This is a genomic window from Rhizobium phaseoli (assembly GCF_001664385.1).
Classification (GTDB): domain Bacteria; phylum Pseudomonadota; class Alphaproteobacteria; order Rhizobiales; family Rhizobiaceae; genus Rhizobium; species Rhizobium phaseoli.
Genome location: NZ_CP013532.1, coordinates 375,510 through 400,407, shown reverse-complemented (window position 1 = coordinate 400,407; position 24,898 = coordinate 375,510). Strand labels below are relative to the sequence as shown.

The following is a 24,898-nucleotide window of genomic DNA, read 5'->3' as shown; positions in this document are numbered from 1 at the left end:
TCGCTATGGCCGCCGTGCCCGAATCTTGAAGGAACGGAGCAGCCTGATGTCAGAAAGCCGCACTTCCGCCGATGGCGGCATGGAGACCTCCTACGGCTTTCGCGAAGTGCCCGGCGGCGAGAAGCAGGGCCTGGTCAACCAGGTGTTCCACAAGGTCGCCAAGCGCTACGACATCATGAACGACGTCATGTCGATGGGCATGCACCGCGTCTGGAAGGATGCGATGATCGCCGCCCTCAATCCGCGCAAGGAACCGGGCTACAAAGTGCTCGACGTTGCCGGCGGCACCGGCGACATCGCCTTCCGCATCGTCGAGGCTTCCGGTCGGCAGGCGCACGCCACGGTACTCGACATCAACGGCTCGATGCTCGGCGTCGGCGCCGAGCGGGCGGAAAAGAAGAAGCTTTCGGCTAATCTGACCTTCGTCGAGGCGAATGCCGAGGAACTGCCCTTCGAGGCCGCCAGCTTCGACGCCTATACGATCGCCTTCGGCATCCGCAACGTGCCCAGGATCGATGTCGCGCTGGCTGAGGCCTATCGTGTGCTGAAACGCGGCGGCCGGCTGCTGGTGCTGGAATTTTCCGAAGTCGACATGCCGCTGCTCGACAAGATCTATGACGCCTGGTCGTTCAACGCCATTCCGCAATTCGGCAAGGCGATCACCGGCGATGCCGAGCCCTACCAGTATCTGGTGGAATCGATCCGCAAATTCCCGAACCAGGAGAATTTCGCGGCGATGATCCGCCAGGCCGGCTTTTCGCGCGTCAGCCACACCAATTATACCGGCGGCATCGCCGCACTGCATTCCGGCTGGAAGCTCTGAGGGAATGAAGAAAAAAGAGACGAACCTCCGTCACCGGGGCATTCCAGCATGAGCACTTTCGGAGCCTATTTCCGCCTTTGGCGCGTCGGCTGGGTGCTCGTGCGTGAGGGCGTCGTCTCGGCGCTTCCTTCCGAAGGCCTGCCGCCTTCGGTCGCGCTCGCCAAATCCTTCGTCACGATTTTCGAGCGAAGCAAGGCAAAGCATCAGAAGCGCAGCGACCGATTGGCGCAGGCCGTCGAGCGGCTTGGCCCCTCCTATGTGAAGATCGGACAGTTCCTGGCGACGCGGCCTGACGTGGTCGGCGTCGAATTCGCCAACGACCTGTCGCAGCTGCAGGACCGCATGGCCTTCTTTTCGTCGGCTGCCGCCAAGGCGAATATCGAAGGCTCGCTCGGGCGGCCGATCGGCGAGCTTTATGCGAGCTTCGGCGAGCCGATCGCCGCCGCCTCGATCGCCCAGGTGCACCCGGCCGAAGTCGAGACATCGCAAGGCCGAAAGAAGGTCGCCGTCAAGATCGTGCGACCCGGCGTGCGCCAGCGTTTTGCGCACGACATCGAGGCCATGTACCTCGTCGCCCATATGCAGGAGCGTTTCATGCCGTCGAGCCGGCGGTTGCGGCCGGTCGAGGTGACGAAGACGCTCGAACAGACGACGAAGGTGGAGATGGATCTGCGCCTGGAGGCGGCAGCGCTTTCGGAGATCGCCGAAAACACCGACAGCGATCCCGGCTTCCGCGTACCGAAGGTGGACTGGGAGCGGACGGGCCGCGACGTCATCACCATGGAGTGGATCGACGGCACGAGAATGTCCGATGTCGAGGGGCTGCGCGCGGCCGGCCACGATCTCAATCTGCTCGCCGACACGCTGATCCAGTCGTTCCTGCGCCACACGCTGCGCGACGGTTTCTTCCATGCCGACATGCATCCGGGCAATCTGTTCGTCGATGCCGATGGCATGATCGTCGCCGTCGACATGGGCATCGTCGGACGGCTCGGCAAGAAGGAACGGCGGTTCCTCGCCGAAATCCTCTATGGCTTCATCACCCGTGATTACATCCGCGTCGCCGAGGTGCATTTCGAGGCGGGCTATGTGCCCGGCCACCACAATGTCGAGAGCTTCGCCCAGGCAATCCGGGCGATCGGCGAGCCGATCCATGGACAGCCGGCCGAGACGATATCGATGGGCAAGCTGCTGACGCTGCTGTTCGAAGTGACCGAACTCTTCGACATGGCGACGCGGCCGGAACTGGTGATGCTGCAGAAGACCATGGTCGTGGTCGAAGGCGTGTCACGCATGCTCAATCCGCGCTTCAACATGTGGAAGGCTTCCGAGCCCGTCGTCGGCGACTGGATTCGCAACAATCTCGGGCCGAAGCGGATCGCGACCGATCTCAAGGACGGACTGAAGGCGGCGGTCAAGCTTGCCGAAGCCGTGCCGGAAATTGCGGCAAAGACCGAAAAATTCCATCATCAGCTCCTGCATATAAGCGAGCACGGCCTGCGTTTCGACGAGGAGACGGCCGAGGCGATCGGCAAGGCGGAAGCACGCCACAACCGCTCGGGCAAGCTCGCGCTGTGGATCATCGCATTGACGCTTCTCTATATTGCCTGGATGTTGAGCTGACCGCCTCCCGATAACATGCTGTGTTCGGCATTTAGGATATCCCATGTGACGGAGGGCTCGCTTAATCTCTCGAATTAGGAGATAAGGCACATGCAGCACGAACGCCCCGGCATCGAACTTTCCGGACGACCGCTTGGTTTTGCCGAGATGGTGACCATCGGTGCGGGCAAGGCGACGGTTTCCGCTTCGGCAACCGGCATGGCCCGCATCGCCATCGCCCGCGAGATCGTCGAGGATGCGATTGCTTCCGGCATGCCGGTCTACGGCTCGACGACCGGTGTCGGCGCCATGAAGGATGTGGAGTGGTCGGCCGACGAACTCGACACTTTCAATCTCGGCCTGGTGCGCGCCCATCATTTCGGCACCGGCACGCCGTTTTCCTGCAACGTCGTGCGCAACGCCATGGCGATCCGCGTCAACACGGCGCTGACCGGCCAGGTCGGCTGCACGCCGGAGCTGATCGAGGCCTATATCAGGATGCTGGAGGCCGATGTCATCCCGGTCGTGCGCCGCACCGGCTCGATCGGCTGCGCCGATATCGGCCTGATGGGACAGATCGGCGCGGTGCTCACCGGCGTCGGCGAAGCGGTCTATCGCGGCAAGCGGATGCAGGCGGCCGACGCCTTCCGGGCCGCGGGACTGGAACCGGTGCGGATGGCGCCGCGCGACAGCCTCGCCTCGCTCAGCATCAATGCGGTGAGCTTTGCGGCCGCTGCGGAAACGACACGCAATGCGGCGGCCTCGATCCGCATCCTGCTGGCGACGGCGATGATGGCGGCCGGCGCACTCGGCGCCTCCCGCGATCCCTGGAAAGCCGTCCGCCATGTCGGCACGGCGCGCGAGGCACTGATCGGCGCCTGGCTCTGCAACGCGTCGGAGGACTGGAACTGGCCTGTTGCAACGCATGTGCAGGATCCGCTCAGCCTGCGCATGATCGCCCAGGTGTTCGGCGCCGTCATCGAAAACCTGCTGTCGACCGGCCACAAGATCCTTGCCGCCACCGGCCGCTCGGACGACAATCCCGTGGTGGTGGAAGGCAGGGTGATGACCTCCGGCGGCTCGCTGCCGCTCGATGTGACCATCCTGCTCGAATCGGCCGCCCTCTGCATGGCGCATGCGGCACGCAACGCCTTCAATCGCTGCGTCATTCTCGGCAATGGCCAGCGGCGCGACCTGCCGGTCAATCTCGTGCCGCCGGGTCGGATCGCCACCGGCTTCGGGCCGATCATCAAGCTTGCCGGCGAGATCTTCTCGCGCGTCTTGTCGATGTCCGGTCCCGTTTCGGCGCAGTCGCTGGTCGTGGCGGCCGGACTGGAGGACGAGGCGGCCTTCCTGCCACTCGTCATCGAGCGCTTCGAGCGGCAGATGCAGGCTCTGAAGCGGCTTGCCGCACTCGAGGCGCTGCTGTCGGCCCAGGCAATCGACATTCTCGGAGACGAACCGAAGGGCGTCGCCGGCATGCTTTATCAGGTCGTGCGCAAACACGCGGCGTTTTATACCGTCGACCGGCCGCTCTCGGCCGAGGTGGAAGCGATCGAGGAAGAACTCGGATCGGACGAGTTTCTGGCAAAATTGATCGAACAGGTTCCGATCGCCTCCTTCGACGATTTCTTCGCACTCGGCTCGCCGGAGCCCATCGAGGAGCGGCTGGCCAGCCGAACAGGATGATGTCCGGCCAGGGCCTGAAAATCTGGATCCTGTTCTACATTAACCAGTCGGGGCCGTGCGAAAGACGCTCGCGCTTTTGGCGTTCTGCCCCGGCCGGCAACGGTCTGACTTCAGTCTAGGAGGAAGCGGCATGGACTTCGATCTCGTTCTGCAGGGCTCGGTGGTGCTGCCGGACCGCATTCTCGACGAAGGCTATGTCGCCGCGCGCGACGGCAAGATCGCCGAGGTCGGCCTCGGCGTGCCGCCTTCGGCGCGCGAGCGGCATCTGCTCGGCAAAGCACTGATCCTGCCCGGCGCGATCGACGCACAGGTGCATTCGCTTTCGCAGAAAGACCAGGAAGACTTCATCTGGTCGACGCGCTCGGCGGCGGCCGGCGGCGTCACGACAATCGTCGACATGCCCTATGACGAGGGCGATCTCGTCTGCTCGGCCGCAGCGGTCAAACGCAAGATCGACCATGCCGGGCAGCAGGCGCGTGTCGACTTCGCGCTTTACGGCACGGTCGACCCGGAAGAAGGCCCGGCGCGGATCGGCGAGATGGTCGAGGCGGGCGTCGCCGCCTTCAAATTCTCGACTTTCGGCACCGACCCCAAGCGCTTTCCACGCATCCCGCCGGCCCTGCTCGACGCCTGCTTTGCGGCGATCGCGCCGACGGGGCTGACGGCAGGCGTGCACAATGAGGACGACGAGGCGGTGCGCAGCTACATGGAGCAGGTCAAGGCGAGCGGCATCACCGACTGGCGGGCGCACGGCCTGTCGCGGCCTGCGATCACCGAACTCCTGGCCATGCACACGATCTTCGAGACGGGTGCGGCCACCGGCTGCCCGGCGCATGTGGTGCATTGCTCGCTCGGGCGTGGCTACGATATCGCCCGCGCCTATCGCCGTGACGGTTTTGCCGCGACCGTCGAATGCTGCATCCATTATCTGACGCTTGACGAAGAGAACGATGTGAAGCGCCTCGGCGGCAAGGCGAAGATCAATCCGCCGCTGCGGCCGCGCGCAGAGGTGGAGAAGCTCTGGCGGAAGGTGGCCGAGGGCGATGTCTGGCTGGTTTCGACCGATCACGTCAGCTGGTCGGAGAACCGCAAGACCAATCCCGACATGCTCGCCAACGCATCCGGCGTGCCGGGTCTCGAGGTCATGGTGCCGCTTTTCGTCAATGGCGCCATCGACCGCGGCATTCCGCTGACTTGGGCGGCCCGGCTGATGGCTGAAAATCCGGCCAAGCATTTCCGGCTCGACCATATCAAGGGGGCGCTGACGCCGGGCAAGGACGCCGATATCACCGTGCTGGAACCGCGGGAAAGCGTCTATGATGCATCGGCCAGCGGCAACAATGTCGTCGGCTGGAGCCCCTATAACGGCATCCGCCTGCCGTGGACGGTTACGGCTACCTATCTGCGCGGCGAAAAGATCGCCGAGGGTGGCAAGGTGCTGGCCGAGCCCGGCACCGGCCGGTTCGTCCGTCCGCCGCCGCGCCACATCATTGCGGGAGCCGGTGCATGAGTCGCAATCTTGCCGTCAATGCCAGCCGGATTGCTGAGGATATCGTGGCGCTGGCAGAAATCACCGAGCCGGGGCATCCCTGGACGCGGCGGGCCTTCTCGCCGCTCTTTCTCGAAGGCCGGACCTATCTCGAAGCGCGGATGAAGGCGGCCGGACTGGAAACGCGGATCGACGCGGCCGGCAATCTGATCGGCCGGCGCACCGGTCGCAAACCGTGGCTCGGCACGATCATGCTCGGTTCGCATTCCGACACGGTGCCCGACGGCGGCCGCTTCGACGGCATTGTCGGGGTGATTGCGGCGCTTGAGGTGGCGCGGGCGCTCAGCGACCAGAGCATCGAGCTCGAGCACGATCTGGAGATCGTCGATTTCCTCGCCGAAGAAGTCAGCATCTTCGGCGTCTCCTGCATCGGCAGCCGCGGCATGACCGGGCAATTGCCGGAGGCCTGGCTTTCGCGCGTCAACGGCGATCTCGACCTTGCCGGGGGCATTGCCCAGGTGGGTGGCGAGCCCGGTGTACTGCAGCAGCAGAAGAGGCCGGATATTGCAGCCTTTCTCGAACTACATATCGAGCAGGGGCCGGTGCTCGAAGCCGAACGCAAGGATATCGGCATCGTCACTGCGATCGCCGGCATCACCCGCATCGAAATTACCGTCGAGGGGCGAGCCGACCATGCCGGCACGACGCCGATGGACCGGCGGGCGGATGCGCTGGTGGCGGCTTCGCAGCTGGTGCTCGACATCCGCAACGCCGCCGCCGAACTTGCCAAGATGCCGGGCCACTTCGCCGCGACGGTCGGCGAATTCCGGATCGAGCCGAACGCCGCCAATGTCGTGCCGTCGAAAGTGGTGCTGCTGATCGACGGCCGTGCGGAAATCCGAGCCGACATGGAGGCTTTCTGCCGCTGGCTCGATGGCCATGTCGAAAAGCTGGCAACCGCCTATGGCGTGACGATCGCGACACCGAAGCGGGTGTCCGACAATCAGCCGACGCCCGGCGATGCCGGGCTGCTTTCGGCGCTCGAGGCTGCCTGCGAGCGCGTCGGCGCGAAGCATCGGCGCATGGCATCCGGCGCCGGACATGACACGGCCTGGATCGCCAAGGTGGCGCCGGCGGCGATGATCTTCGTGCCCTGCCGGGGAGGCCGCAGCCATTGCGCCGACGAATGGGCCGACAATGACGACATCGCGCTTGGCGCCGCCGTGCTGTTCGAAGCGGTGCGCGAGATGGATAAGGATTTAAAGCGGGAGAAGGTCGATGGGACGCATACTGGTTGAGAAAGACGTCGAAGCCGCCGTCAAGGGCGGCTCCGTCTATGCCGCCGGCGGCGGCGGCTGGGCCGATCACGGGCGGATGCTCGGGCTTGCGGCCGTCAATGTCGGCAAGCCCGAGCTGGTCTCGATCGAGGAACTGAAGGACGACGACTGGGTTGCCACCGCGGCCGCGATCGGCGCGCCGGCCTCCACCACCCCCTGGGAAATGCAAGGCATCGATTATGTGAAGGCGGTGCAGCTCCTGCAGGAGGCGCTGGGCGAAAAGCTTTCCGGGCTGATCATCGGCCAGAACGGCAAATCCTCGACGCTGAACGGCTGGCTGCCCTCGGCGATCCTCGGCACCAAGGTGGTTGATGCGGTCGGCGATATCCGCGCCCATCCGACCGGCGACATGGGCTCGATCGGCATGGCGGCTTCCCCCGAGCCCATGATTCAGACTGCCGTCGGCGGCAATCGCGCCGAAAACCGCTATATCGAGCTGGTGGTAAAGGGGGCGACGGCGAAGATCTCGCCGGTGCTGCGCGCCGCCGCCGATCAATCCGGCGGCTTCATCGCCAGCTGCCGCAACCCGCTGCGCGCTTCCTATGTCCGCAGTCACGCCGCACTCGGCGGCATCTCGATGGCGCTTGCGCTCGGAGAGGCGATCATCGCGGCGGAGAAGCGCGGCGGGGCCGCCGTCATCGACGCGATCTGCAAGACGACGGGCGGGCATATCCTCGCCGAGGGCGTCATATCGAGAAAGGACGTCGTCTACACCAGGGAAGCCTTCGACATCGGCACGGTCATCGTCGGTTCGGACGCAAAATCGGTGACGCTGCATGTCATGAACGAATATATGGCCGTCGACGATGCCGGTGGCGGACGGCTTGCCACCTTCCCCGCCGTGATCACCACGCTGTCGCCTGAGGGCGAGCCGCTCAGCGTCGGCCAGCTTAGGGAAGGCATGCAGGTCTTCATCCTTCATGTGCCGAAGGATATCATCCCGCTGTCGGCAAGCGTGCTCGATCCCACCGTCTATCCCGTCGTCGAAAGGGCGATGGGGATCGAGATCGCCCGCTATGCATTGGAAACGAAGGCCTGAGCCATGACGCGCGATCCCGGCCTCGAAGAACTGCTGCGCGACGAACTTGGCGACCGGCCGGGCCTCAGCGAGACATCCATGTTCGGCGGCCGGGCCTTCCTGCTGAACGGAAATCTTCTCTGCGGCGCCCGTCATGACGGCATGCTGATCCGTCTCGGCAGGGGCAATGACGGCTGGGCGCTGGCGCTGCCCGGCGTGATCCAGATGTCGATGGGTGAGCGGGTCATGCATGGCTGGGTGCGCGCCAATGCCGAGGCCTACGGCGACGATGCGCTGAGATGGCGTCTGCTCGATGCGGCGCTCGCCTATGTGGAATCGCTGCCGGGCAAGTGACGACTGCGCTTTCCCCCTTCTCCCCAGCGGGAGAAGATGTCCGAAGGACAGATGAGGGGGTGAGCGGCAAAGCCGCGAATGCCCTGAGCGCAAGCGAAGGGCCATGAATGTTGTGCTGTGTGGCCCCTCATCCGACCCTTCGGGCCACCTACCGGGGTCGAGCCACAGGTCTCGACCCGTCCTTCGGACCCCCACAGGGGATAAGGGAAAAAGAGAGAACCAAGCGAGGAACAACCATGCCGAAGGCCAATCCGCGTCACCCGAAATTTCCCATTCCCGGCGGGCCGGAGCTGCGCGCCAAGGGCTGGCGGCAGGAGGCGCTGCTGCGACTTCTGGAAAACGTCCTGTCGGTCGGCGAAGACCCTGACAATCTCGTCGTCTATGCCGCACTCGGCAAGGCGGCCCGCAACTGGGCGGCGCATAAGGGCATCGTCAAGGCGCTGACCGAGATGGAGGAGGATCAGACGTTGCTGATCCAGTCCGGCAAGCCGATCGGGCTGGTGAAGACGCATGCCAAGGCGCCGCTCGTCATCATGGCGAACTGCAATATCGTCGGGCAATGGGCAAAGGCCGAGGTGTTCTATGAGCTGCAGCGCAAGGGACTGATCTGCTGGGGCGGGCTGACGGCAGGGGCCTGGCAATATATCGGCAGCCAGGGCGTTATCCAGGGAACCTACGAGATCTTCATGCGCATTGCCGAGCGGCGCTTCGGCGGCGATCTCGCCGGCCGCTTCGTGCTGACGGCCGGTCTCGGCGGCATGGGCGGAGCCCAGCCGCTCGCCGGCCGCATGGCGGGCGCTGCGATCCTCTGCGTCGACATCGATCCGGAGCGCGCCCGCAAACGCCAGCAGATCGGTTATCTCCAGGAGATCGCCCCCGATCTCGATACCGCCCTTGAGATGATCGATGCAGCGGTGAAGGACAGACGGGCGGTTTCCGTTGGGTTCGTCGGCAATGCGGCGGAGGTCTATCCCGAAATCGCAAGGCGCGGCATCGTGCCCGATATCGTCACCGACCAGACCTCGGCGCATGACCTCGTTTATGGCTATGTGCCGAAGGGCATGAGCCTCGATCAGGTGAGAGAATTGCGCGACGATGGCCAGGGCCAGTTGATGGCGGCAAGCCGCGCTTCGATCGTCGAGCATGTGATGGCGATGCTGGATTTCCAGAAACGCGGCGCCGAGGTCTTCGACAACGGCAACCTGATCCGCACCCAGGCGAAAGAAGGCGGCGTCGCCAATGCCTTCGACATTCCGATCTTCACCGAAGCCTATCTGAGGCCGCTCTTTGCCCGGGCGATCGGCCCGTTCCGCTGGATGGCGCTGTCGGGCGACGAGAGCGATATCGGCCGCATCGACGATCTATTGCTCGAACTCTTCCCCGACAACAAGATCATCACCAACTGGATCCGGTTGGCCCGCGAGCACGTTCCCTTCGAGGGGCTGCCGGCCCGCATCGCCTGGCTCGGCCACGGCGAACGCACAATGCTGGCGCGGCGCGTCAATGCGCTGGTCGCAGGCGGCAAACTCAAAGGTCCCGTCGCCTTCTCCCGCGACCATCTCGATGCCGGCGCCATGGCGCATCCCAATATCATGACCGAGCGGATGAAGGACGGTTCCGACGCGATCGCCGACTGGCCGCTGATCGATGCGATGATGCTGTGTTCGTCGATGGCCGATCTCGTCGTCGTCCATTCCGGCGGCGGCGGCTATGCCGGCTATATGACCAGCTGCGGCGTCACCGTCATCGCCGACGGTAGCGAAGCCGCCGACGAGCGGCTCGACCATGCGCTGACCAACGACACCGCCCTCGGTGTCATGCGGTATGCCGATGCGGGATACGAGGAGGCGCTGGACGAGGTGGTGAAGAAGGACGTGCCCTATATCAGGCTGGATTGAGGCCGGAGGCGGATATCGGCCTATCGAGCGTCAGTCGATCAGGTTCGAAACCTCGATGAGATTGCCGTCTGGGTCTCGGAAATAAACCGAGCGGAGACCTCCGGTGGCACCGGTGCGTTCGACCGGACCTTCTTCGATCACAATGGCCGAAGCCTGCAGATGGGTGATGACGTCGGCAATCGGCGTTTCGGCGATGAAGCAGAGGTCGCCGGAGCCGGGGATTGGATTTCTGGCCTTGGGTTCGAATTCCTGGCCGGCCTGATGCAGGTTGATTTTCTGGTGGCCGAATTTCAGCGCCTTGCGGCCTTCCGCGAAGGTTTCGACCGACATGCCGAGGATGCGGGAATAGAAATCGCAGGTGGCTGTGATATCGGCGACGGTCAGCACGAGATGATCGAGACGGTCAATGCGGATCATGCTTTTTCCCTTGCAAGACGCTGCGCGACACAGGCGGAGATAAAGGCGAGCGCCAGCATGACAAGGGTGAAGGCGACTACGGCGGCCCAGCCGTCGATTGCGAAGAACCAGCCACCCGCCGACCCCATGAGGCTGGAGCCAACGTAATAGGCCAGCATATAGAGCGACGAGGCGTGGCCCTTTGTGCCATGCGCCAGCCTGCCGACGAGGCCGCTGGCGATGGAATGGCTCATGAAGAAGCCGGCGGTCAGCACCACGATGCCGAGAATGATGGATGGCAGTGGGACAAACAGCGTCAGCACGCTGCCGGCGGCCGTCAGCGCCAGACCGAAGAGCAGCACGCGAAAATGCCCGATCCGATCTCCGATGAGGCCGCCGATCGAGGCGGCGCCGATGCCGAAGAGATAGACGCTGAAAATCAGGCCAAGTTCGGTCTGGTTGAGGCCATAGGGCGGCGCCACGAGGCGGAAGCCGGCGTAATTGTAGATGGTCACGAAGGAACCCATCGCCAGGAAGGCGATGGCGAAGATGAAGGGCAGCGCCGGGTTTTTGAGATGGCCGAGCCAGGCCCTGGCATGGAAACGCGGATCGAAGCCCGGACGACGGACGAAATTCCGTGATGGCGGCAACAGGGCGATGAAGCCGAGCGCCGCGGCAAGGCCGATGGCGCCGACGAGGAAGAGCGCCGGCCGCCAGCCGAGATATTCGGCGAAGATGCCGGTCAGCACGCGGCCGGACATGCCGCCGAAGGCCGTGCCGCCGACATAAAGGCCCATGGTGGCGCCAAGGCCGCGCGGATCGATCTCCTCGGCGAGATAGGCCATGGCAACGGCGGGCACGCCGCCGAGTACCAAGCCCTGCAGGGCGTGGATGACGAGCAGCAGATGCCAGTTCGGCGCAAAGGCGGTGGCAATCGTCAGCAAGGCCGCGCCGAGCAGCGATATCGACATCAGGCTGCGGCGGCCGAGCCCTTCCGAGACGGCGGCGGCGCAGACGATGGCGAGTGCGAGGAAGCCGGTCGAGAGCGACAGCGACAACGAGCTTTCCGCCGGGCTGACGGAAAATTCCTGCGAGAAGATCGGCAGCAGCGGCTGCACGCAATAGAGCAGCGAGAAGGTGGAAAAGCCGGAGAGGAAAAGCGCCAGGCTGGCGCGGCGATAGGCGCCAGTGCCGCGCGTCAAATAGTGCTTTTCTCCTGTGAGCACGGTCTTCACGGCGTGCACTGGCGGCGGCATATCTTCATCCCGACGAATCTTCAAATTCATGCGTCAATCCGCAATATCCCAATAGGGCGGATCGCCAAAACTCTTCTTCAGGTGATCGGCGATGGCGCGCAGCTTGGCGGAAGGGTTCCGGCCGGCGGGATGGGCCATGTAGATGAATTCGGCCTCCGGCCTGTGACCGACATCGATTTCGGCAAGCAGGCCCTCGCGGATGGCCGGGCCGGCAATGAAGGCGGGCAGCAGCGCAATGCCGAGGCCGGCGATGGCGGCGTCGCGGAGCATATCGCCGTTGTTGATGCCGAGCGCCGGTTTTGCGCGGACGAGGATCGCCCCCTCCGGCGTCTGGAAGCGCCAGTCGGCGACACCGCGATTGGTGTAGAAGATACCGCGATGGCTGTTGAGGTCGGCGAGCGAGCTCGGCATTCCCTGGCGGGCGAGATAATCCGGCGAGGCGCAGAGAAGGCGGCGGCTCGGCGCAAGCTTCCAGGCGACCAGCCGGCTGTCGGCGAGTGGGCCATTGCGGATGATGGCGTCATAGCCGTCCGAGGCGGCATCGACACGGCGATCGTCGATGTCGAGCGTCAGGTGAATCTCCGGATGTTCGGCGAGAAAGGGGTAGAGCGCCGGACCGAGATGCATGCGGCCGAAGGTGACGGGCGCAGCAATGCGGATCGGCCCGGACAGCGTGCCGCGCCGCTCAGCCATGTCGGCGGCCGCCTCCTCGATCTCGCGCACGATGCGCCCGGCCCGTTCCAGGAAGACCGCACCGTCCTCCGTCAAGCTGAGTTTGCGGGTCGTACGGTGCAGCAGCGTGCCGCCAAGCGCCTTTTCCAGTTCTGCCAGCCTTTCGCTGACGACGGATTTGGAGAGCCGCAGCCGCCGGGCCGCCTCGCTGACCGAGCCGGCCTCGACGACGGCAACGAAAGCGGCAATGCCTTCGACCCTGATCATTGTTCGGGCTTTCCGAATTCGAATTCCTCGATCTGGAGACTAATCCGAACGAAAGGAAAATGCCATCTTCGATTCAACGCAAGGGACGGCAGGGGCCGCCTCGCTTCACATAGGAGATGGAACCATGAACCGCTTGAACAACAAGGTCGCAATCGTCACCGGCGCAAGCTCCGGCATCGGCCGCGTCACGGCAAAGCTCTTTGCCGCCGAAGGCGCCAAGGTCATTGTCGGCGCCCGACGTCAAGCCGAACTCGACAGCCTGGTGGCGGAGATTAGGGCCGAGGGCGGCGATGCCGTGGCCGTTGCCGGCGACGTCCGGTCGGAAGACTATCACAAGGCGCTGGTCGCGGCCGCTGTGACCCATTACGGCAAGCTCGACATCGCCTTCAACAATGCCGGCATCATCGGCGAAGCGGGTCCGAGCACCGGTGTCTCGGAAGCAGGTTTCAGCGAGGCACTGGCCGTCAATCTCACCGCATCCTTCCTCGCTGCCAAACATCAGATCGGTGCGATGGCGGAAAATGGCGGCGGTTCGGTGATCTTCACCTCGACCTTCGTCGGCTACAGCTTCGCCTTTCCCGGTGTCGCCGCCTATGCCGCCAGCAAATCCGGCCTGATCGGGCTGACGCAGGCGCTCGCCGCCGAATTCGGGCCGCAGGGCGTGCGCGTCAACGCCGTCCTGCCGGGCGCCGTCGATACCGACATGTACCGAGACATGAACGATACGGCCGACAAGCAGGCTGCCGTCACCGCTATGCATGCCCTGAAGCGGGTCGCGACGCCTGATGAAGTCGCCCGCTCGGTGCTCTACCTTGCCTCCGACGATGCCAGCTTCGTCACCGGCACGGCGTCGCTGGTCGACGGCGGCATTTCGATTACCCGCAGTTGAGACGGCGCGGCTGCCGCCATCGACCGGGGTCGAGCCACGGGTCTCGACCAGTCCTTCGGACCCCCGCTTACGGGGAGAAGGGCATATGCCGCAACCTCTCAGTTCCTCGCTAGCCTCTCGCGGGCACGTCGCCTCGCCCCGTATTTGCGGGGAGAGGGTTAGGCTGAGGGGCAGCCATGGGCGCCGATCAGACAGCAGTACCCCGTGCAAGCTCCATCGCTTTCACCGGGGCGATTGCATGTTGTCCGCCAAAGGCTTAGGGTCGAGGCCGGGCGAAAAAAAGGCGACGGGTAGAAAGCCATGGCTCTCAGCGGCAAACGCATCCTCCTCATCATCTCAGGCGGCATCGCCGCCTATAAGAGCCTGGATCTGATCCGCCGGTTGCGCGAGCGTGGCGCAAGTGTGCGTCCCATCATGACCAAGGGAGCGCAGGAATTCGTGACCCCGCTGGCCGTCGGTGCGCTGGCCGCGGATCACGTCTTCGTCGATCTGTTTTCGCGGCAGGACGAACAGGATGTCGGCCATATCAGGCTGGCGCGCGACTGCGATCTCGTGCTGATTGCGCCAGCCAGCGCCGACCTGATGGCGAAGATGGCGAACGGCCTTGCCGACGATCTCGCCTCGACGGTGCTCCTGGCAACGGCGAGGCCGGTGCTTGCGGCTCCGGCGATGAACCCCAGAATGTGGGCGCATCCGGCAACCCGGCGTAATGCGGCAAGACTGCGGGAAGACGGCATCCGCTTTGTCGGACCGATGGCCGGCGAGATGGCGGAAAGCCACGAGGCTGGGCTCGGCCGGATGGCGGAACCGCTCGACATCGTCGCTGCCGCCGAAACCATGCTCGAGGATGGCGAAAAACCGCTGAAAGGGCGCAAGGCGATCGTCACCTCAGGACCGACGCATGAGCCGATCGACCCGGTGCGCTACATCGCCAACCGCTCCTCCGGCCGGCAAGGCCATGCGATCGCCGCAGCGCTTGCCAAGCTGGGGGCCGAGGTGACGCTCGTCTCCGGCCCGGTGACGATTGCCGACCCCGTCGGCGTCCACACCGTGCATGTCGAGCGGGCGGAGGAAATGCGTGATGCGGTGCTGGCGGCGCTGCCGGCCGATATTGCCGTGATGGTGGCAGCGGTGGCGGACTGGCGCGTCGCTTCGGCCGCCGACCAGAAGCTGAAGAAACATCCGGGCGAATCCATTCCGACGCTGGCGCTGACGGAAAATCCCGACATCCTCAAAACCGTCGGCCATCATACGATGCGGCCGAAACTGGTGATCGGCTTTGCCGCCGAGACGCAGGACGTCGAGAGCAATGCGAGGGCGAAACTCGAGCGGAAGGGCGCCGACATGATCGTCGCCAACGACGTTTCTCCGGCGACCGGCATCATGGGCGGCAGCCGCAACAGCGTCAAACTCATCAGGCACGACGGCGTCGAGCAATGGCCCGACCTGGCGAAGGAAGAGGTTGCCGAAAGGCTGGCGGCGCTGATCGCCGAGCATTTCCACGCATAGTGAGAGCACGTCTCGCAAAAGTTTGCGACAAAGACATGTGTGAAAATAAAGACCTAAAGCGTAACAAGCGAATCTGAAGGATCGCGAACGCTTTAGAAAATCGCTTTCGATTTTGACGAAGATTATGCAGAGGCGGCCAAAGGCTGCAGCTTGGCGACGCTTCGATTTTCCGGCCGGAAATCGGCGACGTGGATACCGTTTTTGCCAACGGTGACGGCGCTGCCATCGGGAATTTCCGCCCAGGCGTCGACATCGTCGTTCAACGGTTCGGAGACGAGGCAATAGCCGGCGCCGACCGGCGAGGCATAAAGCGTCGGGGCCTTGCGATCCGTGGCATAGCGGATCGCATAGAGCGTATTGCCGTCGGAAAAGGCGGCGGTAAAGCGCAGCAGGATCGAACCGATGATATTCTCGGCCAGGTCTTCGACGAAGCCGACCATTGTAGCCATCGCGGCGACCGGCGCCTCACGCAGGCCAAATTGCAACGCCAGCAGGAACATCAGCTCGGAATCGGTCGTGCCGCTGCGGGCATTGAACAGCTCGTCGTCGAGCATCGCCTCCATCGGCCGGCGCAGGCGCTCGAAGCCGGATATCTGGCCATTATGCATGAAGGACCAGGTGTCGTGGGTGAAGGGGTGGCAGTTGTCGCGGCGCGTGCCGCCGCCGGTGGCGGCGCGGACATGGGCGAGGAAGAGCGGCGAGCGGATCTGCCGCGCCAGGCTCTTCAGATTGCAGTCCGACCAGGCCGGCAGGATATCGCGGTAGCGACCGGGCTCGGGCCTGTCGCCATACCAGGCAATACCGAAGCCGTCGCCGTTGGTCGCTGTCTTGGCGCGGGTGGCGCAATGGGACTGCTCGATCAGCGAATGGGCGGGCGAAGATACCAGCTCCTCGAGATAGAGGGGGTTTCCGCGATAGGCTGCCCAGCGACACATGGCTTTTGCTCCGGGGACCCGCCGCCGCTTCGGCGGGAATGCTGAAATTGTCGAACGTCAAGGCTAATAACAGCTTAACACGCCGCCGGTTTGCAAGCGCAAGATGACGGTTTCGTGGCGCCCGGCGCCTTCAAATTCAGCGAAACTCTGTGTTCTTTTGTGAACAGCAAATTGCCCCAGTAGCGGCCCACCAAAACAATTTCTTCTTGCATCCGAGAAGAATCGGCCTACCTTCGATCTATCAGCAACAGAACGAAAGGAAGGTGATCCAATGTCTAATGAGATTTCGGACCTCGTAACGGGCATGGAAGTGGTGATGAAAGCGAGGCAGCCCTCGCTCTAAGACCCGCCTTCCTGGGGCTGCTTCGACAGTCCAGGCCAGTTCGAGGCCAAACTCATGGAAAGGGTCGCTGAGGCGGCCCTTTTTTATTGCCCGGATTTTCCTTTGACGAAGAGGATAAAGTCAGCTACTCATAAAGTCATCCGATGACTTTAGAGTAGCGACATGCGTGCGATCAGCAGGACAAATCTCGCCGAGGAGGCGATCGAGGCGATCCGCAGCGACATCCTTGGCAAACGCTGGGCGGTCGGCGATAAATTGCCGAATGAAGCCGCGCTGTCGGCCATGCTCTCCGTCAGCCGCGGCACGGTGCGTGAAGCGGTACGCGTGCTCGTCTCGCAGGGTTATCTCGAAACGCGGCAGGGTTCGGGCACTTATGTCCGCTCGACCAGCGATGCCGGCCGGCCGCTGACGATGGCGCGGCGCGCCAGCCTGCGCGACCAGTTCGAGGCGCGCCTGGCGCTCGACGTCGAGGCCGCCCGGCTGACGGCGATCCGCAAGACGCCGGAGACGGTGACGGAGCTTCGCCGGCTGCTTTCCGAGCGCGGCACCTATGATGGCGGCGACAAGGCCGGCTTCATCGAGCGCGACCTCGCCTTCCACAAGGCGGTCATCGCCGCATCGGGCAACCGGGCGATGGTCGAGATCTATGATTTCTTCTCCGCCTCGATCGCTGAGACGATTGCGGCGACGCTGGGGCAGGATATTCCCGAACCGGATATGCGGGCCCATGCCGATATCGTCGACGCCATTGAAACCGGCAATCCGGATCGAGCGGATGCGGCGGTGCGCCGCTTCATGGCCCCGGTTCTCGCCGCCCTCGACCGGATGATCCTGTCATGAGCACGCCTTCCAACGATCTCGCCGCCACGCTCGACCCGGCCGACGAACTGCTGATCGACGCAAAGGCCGGCAGCCTGCCGTCGCCGCAGGCGACACCGAACCGCGGCGCCGCGGATCGTGTCCTGCTCGGGGCGAGTCTCGTGCTGATCGCCTTCAACCTGCGCCCGGTCTTCTCAAGCGCCTCGGCACTACTGCCCGAAATCCGCTCGGAACTTGGCCTCACGGCACTCGGCGCCAGCCTGCTGACGACGCTGCCGGTCGTCTGCCTCGGGGCGTTCTCGCCGCTGGCGCCGCGCCTTGCCCAGCGCTTCGGTTCGGAGCGTACGCTGCTCGGCGTCGTCCTGCTCCTGGCCCTTGGCACTGCATTGCGCGGGCTTTCCTCCGTGCCGCTACTCTTCATCGGCACGGCGCTCGCCGGCGCCTGCATTGCCGTCGGCAACGTGCTGCTGCCGGGACTGGTCAAACGGGATTTCGCCACGCGCACCGCCCTGATGACCGGCTTCTACACGATGGCGCTCTGCGCCGGTGCGGCAAGTGCCGCCGGGCTGACGCTGCCGGTCGAGCACGCTCTCGGCGGCTCGCTTGCCGGTGCGCTCGCAATCTGGGCACTGCCGGCGCTCGCCGTCGGCCTGATCTGGCTGCCACAGGTGCTGCGCAGCAGCGGCCAGGCAAGGCGAAACGGATTCCATGTAAAAGGCCTCTGGCGAGACCGGCTTGCCTGGCAGGTGACACTGTTCATGGGGCTGCAATCGGCGCTTGCCTATTGCGTGTTCGGCTGGCTGGTTCCGATCCTGCGCGAACGCGGGCTCGACGGCGTCACCGCCGGGGCGATCGTTTCGCTCTCGGTGATGGTGCAGGCCGCATCCTGTCTGATCGTGCCGCATATCGCCGTGCGCGGCAAAGACCAGCGGCTGATCAATGCCAGCCTCTGCGGCGTTGCCGTGACCGCCCTGCTCGGCCTGCTCTTCGCGCCGCTGTCGACGGTCTGGCTCTGGGCGGTGCTGCAGGGTATCGGCCAGGGCGGGCTGATCGCGGCGGCGATGACGACGATCGTGCTGCGCTCGCGCGATCCCGATGTCGCCGCCCATCTTTCCGGCATGGCGCAATGCGTCGGCTACCTGCTTGCGGCCGTCGGCCCGCTCATCGTCGGCCTCATCCGCGGCTGGACCGGCAGCTTTTCCTGGTGCGCGCTTCTCTTCGTCGCGCTCGGGCTCGGCGCCGCGATCAACGGCTGGAAGGCCGGCCGCTCGGTTGACGTCAATGTCCGTGCGGTCGCGAAGACCGGCTGAGCCCAACCTGCACATTTCGTGGCTCACCGAGATATCACCATCTCTTGATGCCGGTCGCCGGCCGCGGGTGCTACGCTATCTCAACCACGATGCCGCACTGCCGGAGGAGAGAATGCGCCGACGATTCCTGTTTCTGCTGGCCGCGCTTGCGGCGTCGCTGGCCCCCGCCCTGTCCCCGGCACAGGAAAGCCCCCAATCCAGAGCCAATGTCGAAAGCGGCGCGCGCGACGGCGTGCTGAAGCTGCTGCCGGCCGATTCCGTCACCGAGCACGAGTTGACGATCGGCGGCCGGAAGATCGCCTATACCGCGACCGCCGGCACGCTCGATCTTTTCGGCCAGGACGGCGCCCAGACCGGCGCGATCTTCTACACCGCCTACGTTGCGAATGACGCGGGGGCCGACCGGCCGCTGACCTTTGCCTTCAATGGCGGACCGGGGGCAGCGTCCGCCTTCCTGCACCTCGGGCTGGTCGGGCCCAAAGTGCTCGACTTCGGGCCTCAGGGCCGCGACGGCGCCAATGCCAAGCTCGTCGATAACGCGCACAGCTGGCTCGATTTCACCGATCTCGTGCTGATCGATCCGATCGGTACCGGCTGGAGCCGGACGGTCAAGGCCGACGACGCTTCCAACTATTACAACGTCAACTCCGACGCCCAGAGCATCGCCAAGGCGATCGCGCTCTATGTCGCGCACAACAACCGTTCCAATTCGCCGAAATATCTGCTCGGCGAAAGCTATGGCGGCTTCCGTGCCGCCAAGGTCGCCTCCATGCTGCAGGAAAGCCAGGGCATCGTCATCGCGGGTGCGGTGATGCTTTCGCCCTTGCTGGAGGGACAGTTGATGTTCAATGCCGACCAGTTCGCGCTCGGCGCGGCGCTCGAGCTGCCGTCGCTGGCGGCGGCCGAACTCGAGCGACACAACGCCTTCGACGAACAGAAACAGCGCGAGGCCGAGACCTTCGCGCTCGGCGACTATCTGACGACGCTCGCCGGTCCGCCGCCGACCGGCGCCGGCGCCGCCGCCTTCTATGGCAGGATCGCCGGACTGACCGGTATTCCTGAGGATATCGTCGCGCGCAATCGCGGCTTCCTCGGCAATTCCTTCGTCAAACATTCAGACGGGGGCAGCGGCGCGGTGATGAGCCCCTACGACGCTTCCTTTGCCGCACCCGATCCCTATCCGGAATCGGATTACGACCGCGGCGACGACGCCATTCTCGACGGCTTCACCCGCGCCTATGGCGGCGCCTTCACCGACTATGCCCGCAATACGCTCGGCTTCAGGACCGAAATGACCTATTCGCTGCTCGACAGCGATATCAGCCGGCGCTGGGAATGGGGCGGCGGGCGCGGCGGATCACGGTCCCAGGCGAGCGCCTCCGATGACCTCAGGCAGTTGCTCGCCTCGAACTCGGCCTTCCACCTGCTGATCGCGCATGGCTACAGCGATCTGGTGACGCCTTACGGGGTCAGCCGCTACGTGGTCGACCACCTGCCGCCCTCGCTCGCCGGCGGCCGCGTCGGGCTGAAACTCTATCGCGGCGGCCATATGTTCTACACGAATGCCGATCAGCGGGCCGCCTTCACGGCGGATGCCAAGGCCTTCTATACCACGCGCCCGGCTTCCCCGCCGGCAGATTGAGGATGCCGATGCAAATATCAGGAGGATGCCATTGTGGGGCGATCCGCTACGAGGCGCAGATCGAACCGGAGCGGGTTTCGATCTGCCATTGCACCGATTGCCAGCGGCTGACGGGCTCCGCCTATCGCGTCACCGCGCCGGCGCGGCCGGGAAGCTTCACGCTGATTTTGGGCGAACCGCGCGACTACAGCAAATATGGCGATAGCGGTGGTCTCAGCCGGCAGTTCTTCTGCCCGACTTGCGGATCGCCGCTCTACCGCACCGATGAAGAAGGCGGCGCGATCGGCATCCGTCTCGGCAGCATCGACCAGCGGCGCGACCTGACGCCGAAGAAACAGATATGGTGCCGGTCGGCCTTGCCCTGGGTGGGCAATATCGAACCGCTGCCGCGGTTCGACAGCGAAGACTGAGAAACAATCCAACGCCACCCGCCGGAAAAGACATGGCGCGCTGCAATCGCGAGTGCCATTTCCGACCGGCTCTCGATGACAGCTGCTGTGCTCTTTCGGCCTCGCCTGGCTTTCTCTGTCGCCACCGGACGCCACTTGTGATGTAGGCGATTTCGCCGCGTCGCAGGTCCGCGTGGGATCTGGCGACAACCTAATAAGATGTACTTTTTCCTAAAAAAACAGAATAAAATCAATATATATCCCACCTTAGCTCGAAGTGGCTAAGTGAAATTTCCCCCAACTTATAGTATAAAGAAACTGGAGGGGGAATTCTCGTGCCGGATTTGGTGGGGGTTGCATAGCTATAAATGTCATTGTTCTGAATTTTACAAACTCTATCTTGCATTTTATGAGAATGTAATCTTCGGAGTTGTTATCGTGATAGCCTCCATACATGGGCTTAGGTCTTAATCCAAAGCCGGACCTTAGTCTTAATACCCTCCAACTGAGAAGAACCGGCGCTCTCCATCGGCGAGACAATCGCGATCGGCGGAGAGCGGCAGGCCCAATGCGCAAGGGGTGGACCTGTCGGATGCATTTGGCGTCCGGGGCGCGGCCTCCCTGCGACTTAACCGAGGGAGAATTTCCATGGCACTCGACATCACAACCCAAGACCTCGTTATCGACGAGACCAGCGGCTTGCAGGACGACGATATCAATCCTTTGCTTGCGCCGCACGGCACCAACACTACGCTGCAATATATGTTAAGCCTCGACGGCTCGGGCGGTTTATCCCCACCGGAAGTCGCCTTCCAGTCCAACTTCGTCGTCGCTTCGGCGAATGCAGGGGAGACCATCACATCGGTGGTCCTCGCGCAGAATTCTTCCGGCACCCCGTTTTCCAAGACGGACGGCGTCAACAGCGGTATTCGCACCGTCGATGGCAATTATGTCTGGCTGTTCCAGAGCGCAACGAATGCAAACGTCGTGATCGGCGTCATCGGCACCTCTAACCCGCTCACCGAACCCGCTGAGACCGGGCCGCTCGCCTTCTCGCTGGGGCTGACTGGTACCGGCGCCACCCATGACCTCTATACGGTGCAATACGTGCCGCTGCTCCATCCCGACGCGACCAACCCCGACGACCGCATCGATCTGACCAATAAGGTGTTCGCCTCGGTCACCGGCACCTCGGTGGTCAATTTCAGCCAGCTTGGTGACGCCCCTTCCGGACACAACAACTGGTATATTCTCGACGCCGACGCAGCCAGCCCGCAGAAGATCCTGGTGACGGCGCACGACAATGGCGTGCAGGCGGAAGTCAATGTCAGCACGCAAGGCCTGGGCGTCGCCTCTCAGGACGTGCGCTTCGGCCGCGAGCTTCAGATCGACCTGATCACCGGCGGCACGCAGAGCGCGGGCAAGGACTTTACCAACACGCCGACCGCGCCCGACTATGGCTCACACCTCGAGAACGTCTCCAGCGCGGGCTTCTCGGTCTCGCAGTCGACCCCGACCGGGACCGTCGCCGACATCGAGATTCACGCCTATAATAACGACGACAATGTGGAAGGCGCGTCCTTCCCCACTGACGACAACGACACCGAAATCAATATCACTGGTGTGACGTTCAAACTGAACGGCGTGACAAAAACGGCGGCGGAACTCGGCATCACCGTCAATCTCGCCGGCAATGGGCTGATCCTCGAGAATGTCGGCGAGGGCGTGACAGTCGATTTCGCCACCGCGGGCGGGTCTGGCGGAACCTTCGATCGCTTCACCATCAAGAATATCGACACCGAGAAAGACTTCTTCGACGTCAAGGAAGTGCATTTCGGCGGTGAGGTCAGCAACGCTCATAACGAAGAAGTTGGCTCCTTCATCAACTTCGACGACGACGGACCAACGATCTCGGCAACCGGCAGCCCGCCGAACCTGACGGTCGACGAGTCTATCCTGACGACCAATGCCAGCGACGACTTCTCGACCTTTTTCACCTCAAATGCCGGGGCCGATGGTGACGCCATCGCCTATTCGCTCGGGATCAGCCAGGCCGGCAGTGCCAGCGGTCTGACCGACACGGCAACCGGCCAATCCGTGCTGCTCTTCAAAGAAGGCGCCAGCGTCGTCGGCCGCGCCGGATCCGCCGCCGGCGCAATTGTCTTCACCGTCAGCGTCGATGCCGCCGGCGTCGTCACGCTCGACCAACAAAGGGCAATCGTCCACGCCGACGCCACCAACCCGGATGACAGCCGAACCCTGGCGGCCGCCAACCTCGTCACCCTGACCGCCACCATTACCGACGGTGACGGCGATCACGCCGCAGCCACCCACAATATCGGCCAGAACCTCAACTTCGAGGATGACGGACCGATAATCGGGGTAAAAGGCGGCGGGTCTCCACTGACGGTCGACGAGACCGACCTGACGACCGATGTCAGCGCTTTCGGGCCCGCCTTCGTCGCCTTCCCCGGGGCCGATGGCGTTGGCAACGGAATCACCTATGCGCTCGGCATCAACCCGAACAACAATGTCAGCGGTCTTACCGATACCGTAACCGGCCAGTCCGTCCTGCTCTTCCTCGAAAACGGCAGCGTGGTCGGCCGCGCCGGGGCTGGCGGTCCGATCGTCTTCACCGTCAGCGTCAGCGCCGCAAACCTTCTCACCCTCGATCAGCAACGGGCAATCATCCACGCCGATGCCAGCAACCCGGATGACAGTCGGACCCTTGCGGCTGCCGACCTCGTCACCCTGACCGCAACCATCACCGACGGTGACGGCGATCAGGCGACGGCCACCCGCAATATCGGCCAGGACCTCAACTTCGAGGATGACGGGCCGACGATCACCAAGCCGTTCGACGGCAACCCGGCCCTCGCAGGTATTCAGCACGAGACCCTGGCCAACACGCTCAACGCCCAGGCCAGCGGCGACTTCGGCTACAATATCGGCGCGGATGTTCACCCGGCTGCCTTCTATACGAATGGCGGCTCCGACTTCGTCGACCAGGACACCCAGACCGCCGGCGTCCAGATCGGACTGACCGGCACGATCATCGGCGGTGGCGGCAGCAATCTCCTCAGCTCGAATGTGACGCTGGCGTCGGAGAGCCTCACCTCGGCGACGTTCAACTTCACCTTCACCTACGACAAGGATCCGGCAACCGGCGACCAGATCGGCACGGCAGGCGGCACCCTCGTCTTCGACAAGGTCGCCGACACCTATACCATCAACCTGACCGACCCGCTCGAAGGCTTCAGCTTCGACGTGCTCCATACCAGCGAGCTGCTGTCCAAGAACCCGACGAGCAATACCGGCCATCCGCAGATCGTGCTGGAAAAGCTGCAGGCCGATGACTCGAATACATCTGCCGACGAAGACTTCTTCGTGCAATTCACCGGCAACCTGATCACCAAGGGCAACCCGTTCAGCCTGACGAGCAACGGCGAGGGCTCGTCTGGGGTCTCGGCCTTCACCCCCGACGGTCAGTTGATGGTCAGCAACAACAATGAGACGTGGGTCTCTGCAACGCAGAGCACCAACGGCGTCGCCGGCGACACGATCCAGAAAGACGAACTGCTCACCTTGCGGTTCTTCAGCAGCGATGTCGGCATCGCCAACGAGGCCACCACCCCGACGGCGACTGCCGGCGCGATGGCCATCAAGTTCGACGGCATCGGCAACAGCGAAGACCTGATGCTGATCCTCAACCTGATCGACAAGGACGGTGCCGACAACATTGCCGGCAACGGCGACGACAATCACGTGATCACGCGGGCCATGTATGTGTCGAACGAAGACATCTACAAGATGGGCCAGGTCCCGGCTCCCTACAGCAGCGAGTTCACGCTCGACAATAATGACGGCCTCGTGATCGTCGAGCAGAACGACTACAACGCAAGCGGCGAAGACTACGTGCTGCGGAGCGTGCAGATCATGCAGTCGGGCAACGGGATCACCGGCGACGCTACGGCGATCAACCTGATAAGGGCGACCGGGGCCACCGGCGGCAGCAATGCGACCGGCGGTCTGGTGAATTTCGATCCCACCGACAACGACGTGCTGAAGATCACCGACATCGGCTTCACCTCCACCGTCAGCCAGACGCCGGACGCCAATCTCGACTTTGCCTTCAAGGTAGTCGATGCGGACGGCGACCAGACGGAGCTGCAGCACATTCTCGTCGACGTAACCTGAATTGTCGCCAACGGGGGCAGCATTCGCTGCCCCCGTCATGCATTGCGCAAGGTGTGATCTCGAG

19 protein-coding genes are annotated in these 24,898 nt (G+C 63.8%); 15 read left to right on the top strand and 4 right to left on the bottom strand.

The window, feature by feature from the left end; genetic code table 11:
* Positions 1 to 46: 46 nt before the first annotated feature.
* The 8 genes from ubiE to AMC88_RS01895 all read left to right on the top strand — a co-directional run bounded on the left by ubiE (position 47) and on the right by AMC88_RS01895 (position 10,210).
* A complete protein-coding gene (gene ubiE / locus AMC88_RS01930; protein WP_010013698.1) occupies positions 47 to 823 on the top strand; it encodes a bifunctional demethylmenaquinone methyltransferase/2-methoxy-6-polyprenyl-1,4-benzoquinol methylase UbiE in 777 nt (258 codons plus the stop codon).
* 48 nt (positions 824 to 871) lie between these two features.
* Positions 872 to 2,446, top strand: coding sequence for a 2-polyprenylphenol 6-hydroxylase (gene ubiB, locus AMC88_RS01925; protein ID WP_012482400.1), 1,575 nt, complete (start codon positions 872 to 874; stop codon positions 2,444 to 2,446).
* A gap of 90 nt (positions 2,447 to 2,536) precedes the next feature.
* Entirely contained in the window at positions 2,537 to 4,114 is a 1,578-nt protein-coding gene (locus tag AMC88_RS01920; RefSeq protein WP_012482399.1) for an aromatic amino acid lyase, read from the top strand.
* A 130-nt stretch (positions 4,115 to 4,244) separates the two neighbouring features.
* Positions 4,245 to 5,624, top strand: a complete 1,380-nt coding sequence (locus tag AMC88_RS01915; RefSeq protein WP_012482398.1) for a dihydroorotase — start codon at positions 4,245 to 4,247, stop codon at positions 5,622 to 5,624.
* Entirely contained in the window at positions 5,621 to 6,901 is a 1,281-nt protein-coding gene (locus AMC88_RS01910) for a Zn-dependent hydrolase (protein ID WP_012482397.1), read from the top strand. The genes AMC88_RS01915 and AMC88_RS01910 overlap by 4 nt, the downstream gene beginning before the upstream one ends.
* Positions 6,882 to 7,979: a DUF917 domain-containing protein gene (locus tag AMC88_RS01905; RefSeq protein WP_012482396.1), complete on the top strand. Its 1,098-nt coding sequence runs from the start codon at positions 6,882 to 6,884 to the stop codon at positions 7,977 to 7,979. The genes AMC88_RS01910 and AMC88_RS01905 overlap by 20 nt, the downstream gene beginning before the upstream one ends.
* Positions 7,980 to 7,982: 3 nt before the next feature.
* Positions 7,983 to 8,312: a TfoX/Sxy family protein gene (locus AMC88_RS01900; RefSeq protein WP_012482395.1), complete on the top strand. Its 330-nt coding sequence runs from the start codon at positions 7,983 to 7,985 to the stop codon at positions 8,310 to 8,312.
* Between the two features lie 236 nt (positions 8,313 to 8,548).
* Positions 8,549 to 10,210, top strand: coding sequence for a urocanate hydratase (locus tag AMC88_RS01895; RefSeq protein ID WP_012482393.1), 1,662 nt, complete (start codon positions 8,549 to 8,551; stop codon positions 10,208 to 10,210).
* Positions 10,211 to 10,240: 30 nt separating this feature from the next.
* Here the strand turns inward: AMC88_RS01895 and AMC88_RS01890 are convergent, their stop codons facing one another.
* The 3 genes from AMC88_RS01890 to AMC88_RS01880 are packed head-to-tail and all read right to left on the bottom strand — an operon-like array spanning position 10,241 to position 12,801.
* Positions 10,241 to 10,627, bottom strand: coding sequence for a VOC family protein (locus AMC88_RS01890; RefSeq protein WP_012482392.1), 387 nt, complete (start codon positions 10,625 to 10,627; stop codon positions 10,241 to 10,243).
* Complete coding sequence (locus AMC88_RS01885; protein ID WP_064825791.1) at positions 10,624 to 11,862, bottom strand: MFS transporter; 1,239 nt, start codon at positions 11,860 to 11,862, stop codon at positions 10,624 to 10,626. The genes AMC88_RS01890 and AMC88_RS01885 overlap by 4 nt, the downstream gene beginning before the upstream one ends.
* A 33-nt stretch (positions 11,863 to 11,895) precedes the next feature.
* Positions 11,896 to 12,801, bottom strand: coding sequence for a LysR family transcriptional regulator (locus AMC88_RS01880; RefSeq protein WP_012482390.1), 906 nt, complete (start codon positions 12,799 to 12,801; stop codon positions 11,896 to 11,898).
* Positions 12,802 to 12,925: 124 nt separating this feature from the next.
* Between AMC88_RS01880 and AMC88_RS01875 the strand changes: the two genes are divergently transcribed.
* Positions 12,926 to 13,690, top strand: a complete 765-nt coding sequence (locus tag AMC88_RS01875; RefSeq protein ID WP_064824735.1) for an SDR family oxidoreductase — start codon at positions 12,926 to 12,928, stop codon at positions 13,688 to 13,690.
* A gap of 300 nt (positions 13,691 to 13,990) precedes the next feature.
* Complete coding sequence (gene coaBC / locus AMC88_RS01870; protein WP_064824734.1) at positions 13,991 to 15,199, top strand: bifunctional phosphopantothenoylcysteine decarboxylase/phosphopantothenate--cysteine ligase CoaBC; 1,209 nt, start codon at positions 13,991 to 13,993, stop codon at positions 15,197 to 15,199.
* A 122-nt stretch (positions 15,200 to 15,321) separates the two neighbouring features.
* Here the strand turns inward: coaBC and AMC88_RS01865 are convergent, their stop codons facing one another.
* Positions 15,322 to 16,134: a class II glutamine amidotransferase gene (locus AMC88_RS01865; protein ID WP_010024540.1), complete on the bottom strand. Its 813-nt coding sequence runs from the start codon at positions 16,132 to 16,134 to the stop codon at positions 15,322 to 15,324.
* Between the two features lie 505 nt (positions 16,135 to 16,639).
* Here AMC88_RS01865 and AMC88_RS01860 point away from each other — a divergent pair.
* The 5 genes from AMC88_RS01860 (at position 16,640) to AMC88_RS01840 (ending at position 24,834) form a co-directional block, all read left to right on the top strand.
* A complete protein-coding gene (locus AMC88_RS01860; RefSeq protein ID WP_064824733.1) occupies positions 16,640 to 17,317 on the top strand; it encodes a FadR/GntR family transcriptional regulator in 678 nt (225 codons plus the stop codon).
* Positions 17,314 to 18,606 carry a CynX/NimT family MFS transporter gene (locus tag AMC88_RS01855; RefSeq protein WP_064824732.1) on the top strand — a complete coding sequence of 431 codons (1,293 nt, stop codon included), beginning with the start codon at positions 17,314 to 17,316 and terminating at the stop codon, positions 18,604 to 18,606. Before AMC88_RS01860 ends, AMC88_RS01855 begins: the two co-directional genes overlap by 4 nt.
* A 112-nt stretch (positions 18,607 to 18,718) precedes the next feature.
* Positions 18,719 to 20,248 (top strand): S10 family peptidase, encoded by a 1,530-nt coding sequence (locus AMC88_RS01850; RefSeq protein WP_064824731.1) that lies wholly within the window; start codon positions 18,719 to 18,721, stop codon positions 20,246 to 20,248.
* A gap of 8 nt (positions 20,249 to 20,256) precedes the next feature.
* Positions 20,257 to 20,658, top strand: a complete 402-nt coding sequence (locus AMC88_RS01845) for a GFA family protein (RefSeq protein WP_064825790.1) — start codon at positions 20,257 to 20,259, stop codon at positions 20,656 to 20,658.
* Positions 20,659 to 21,285: 627 nt separating this feature from the next.
* Entirely contained in the window at positions 21,286 to 24,834 is a 3,549-nt protein-coding gene (locus AMC88_RS01840; RefSeq protein ID WP_064829854.1) for a DUF5801 repeats-in-toxin domain-containing protein, read from the top strand.
* Positions 24,835 to 24,898 lie beyond the last annotated feature (64 nt).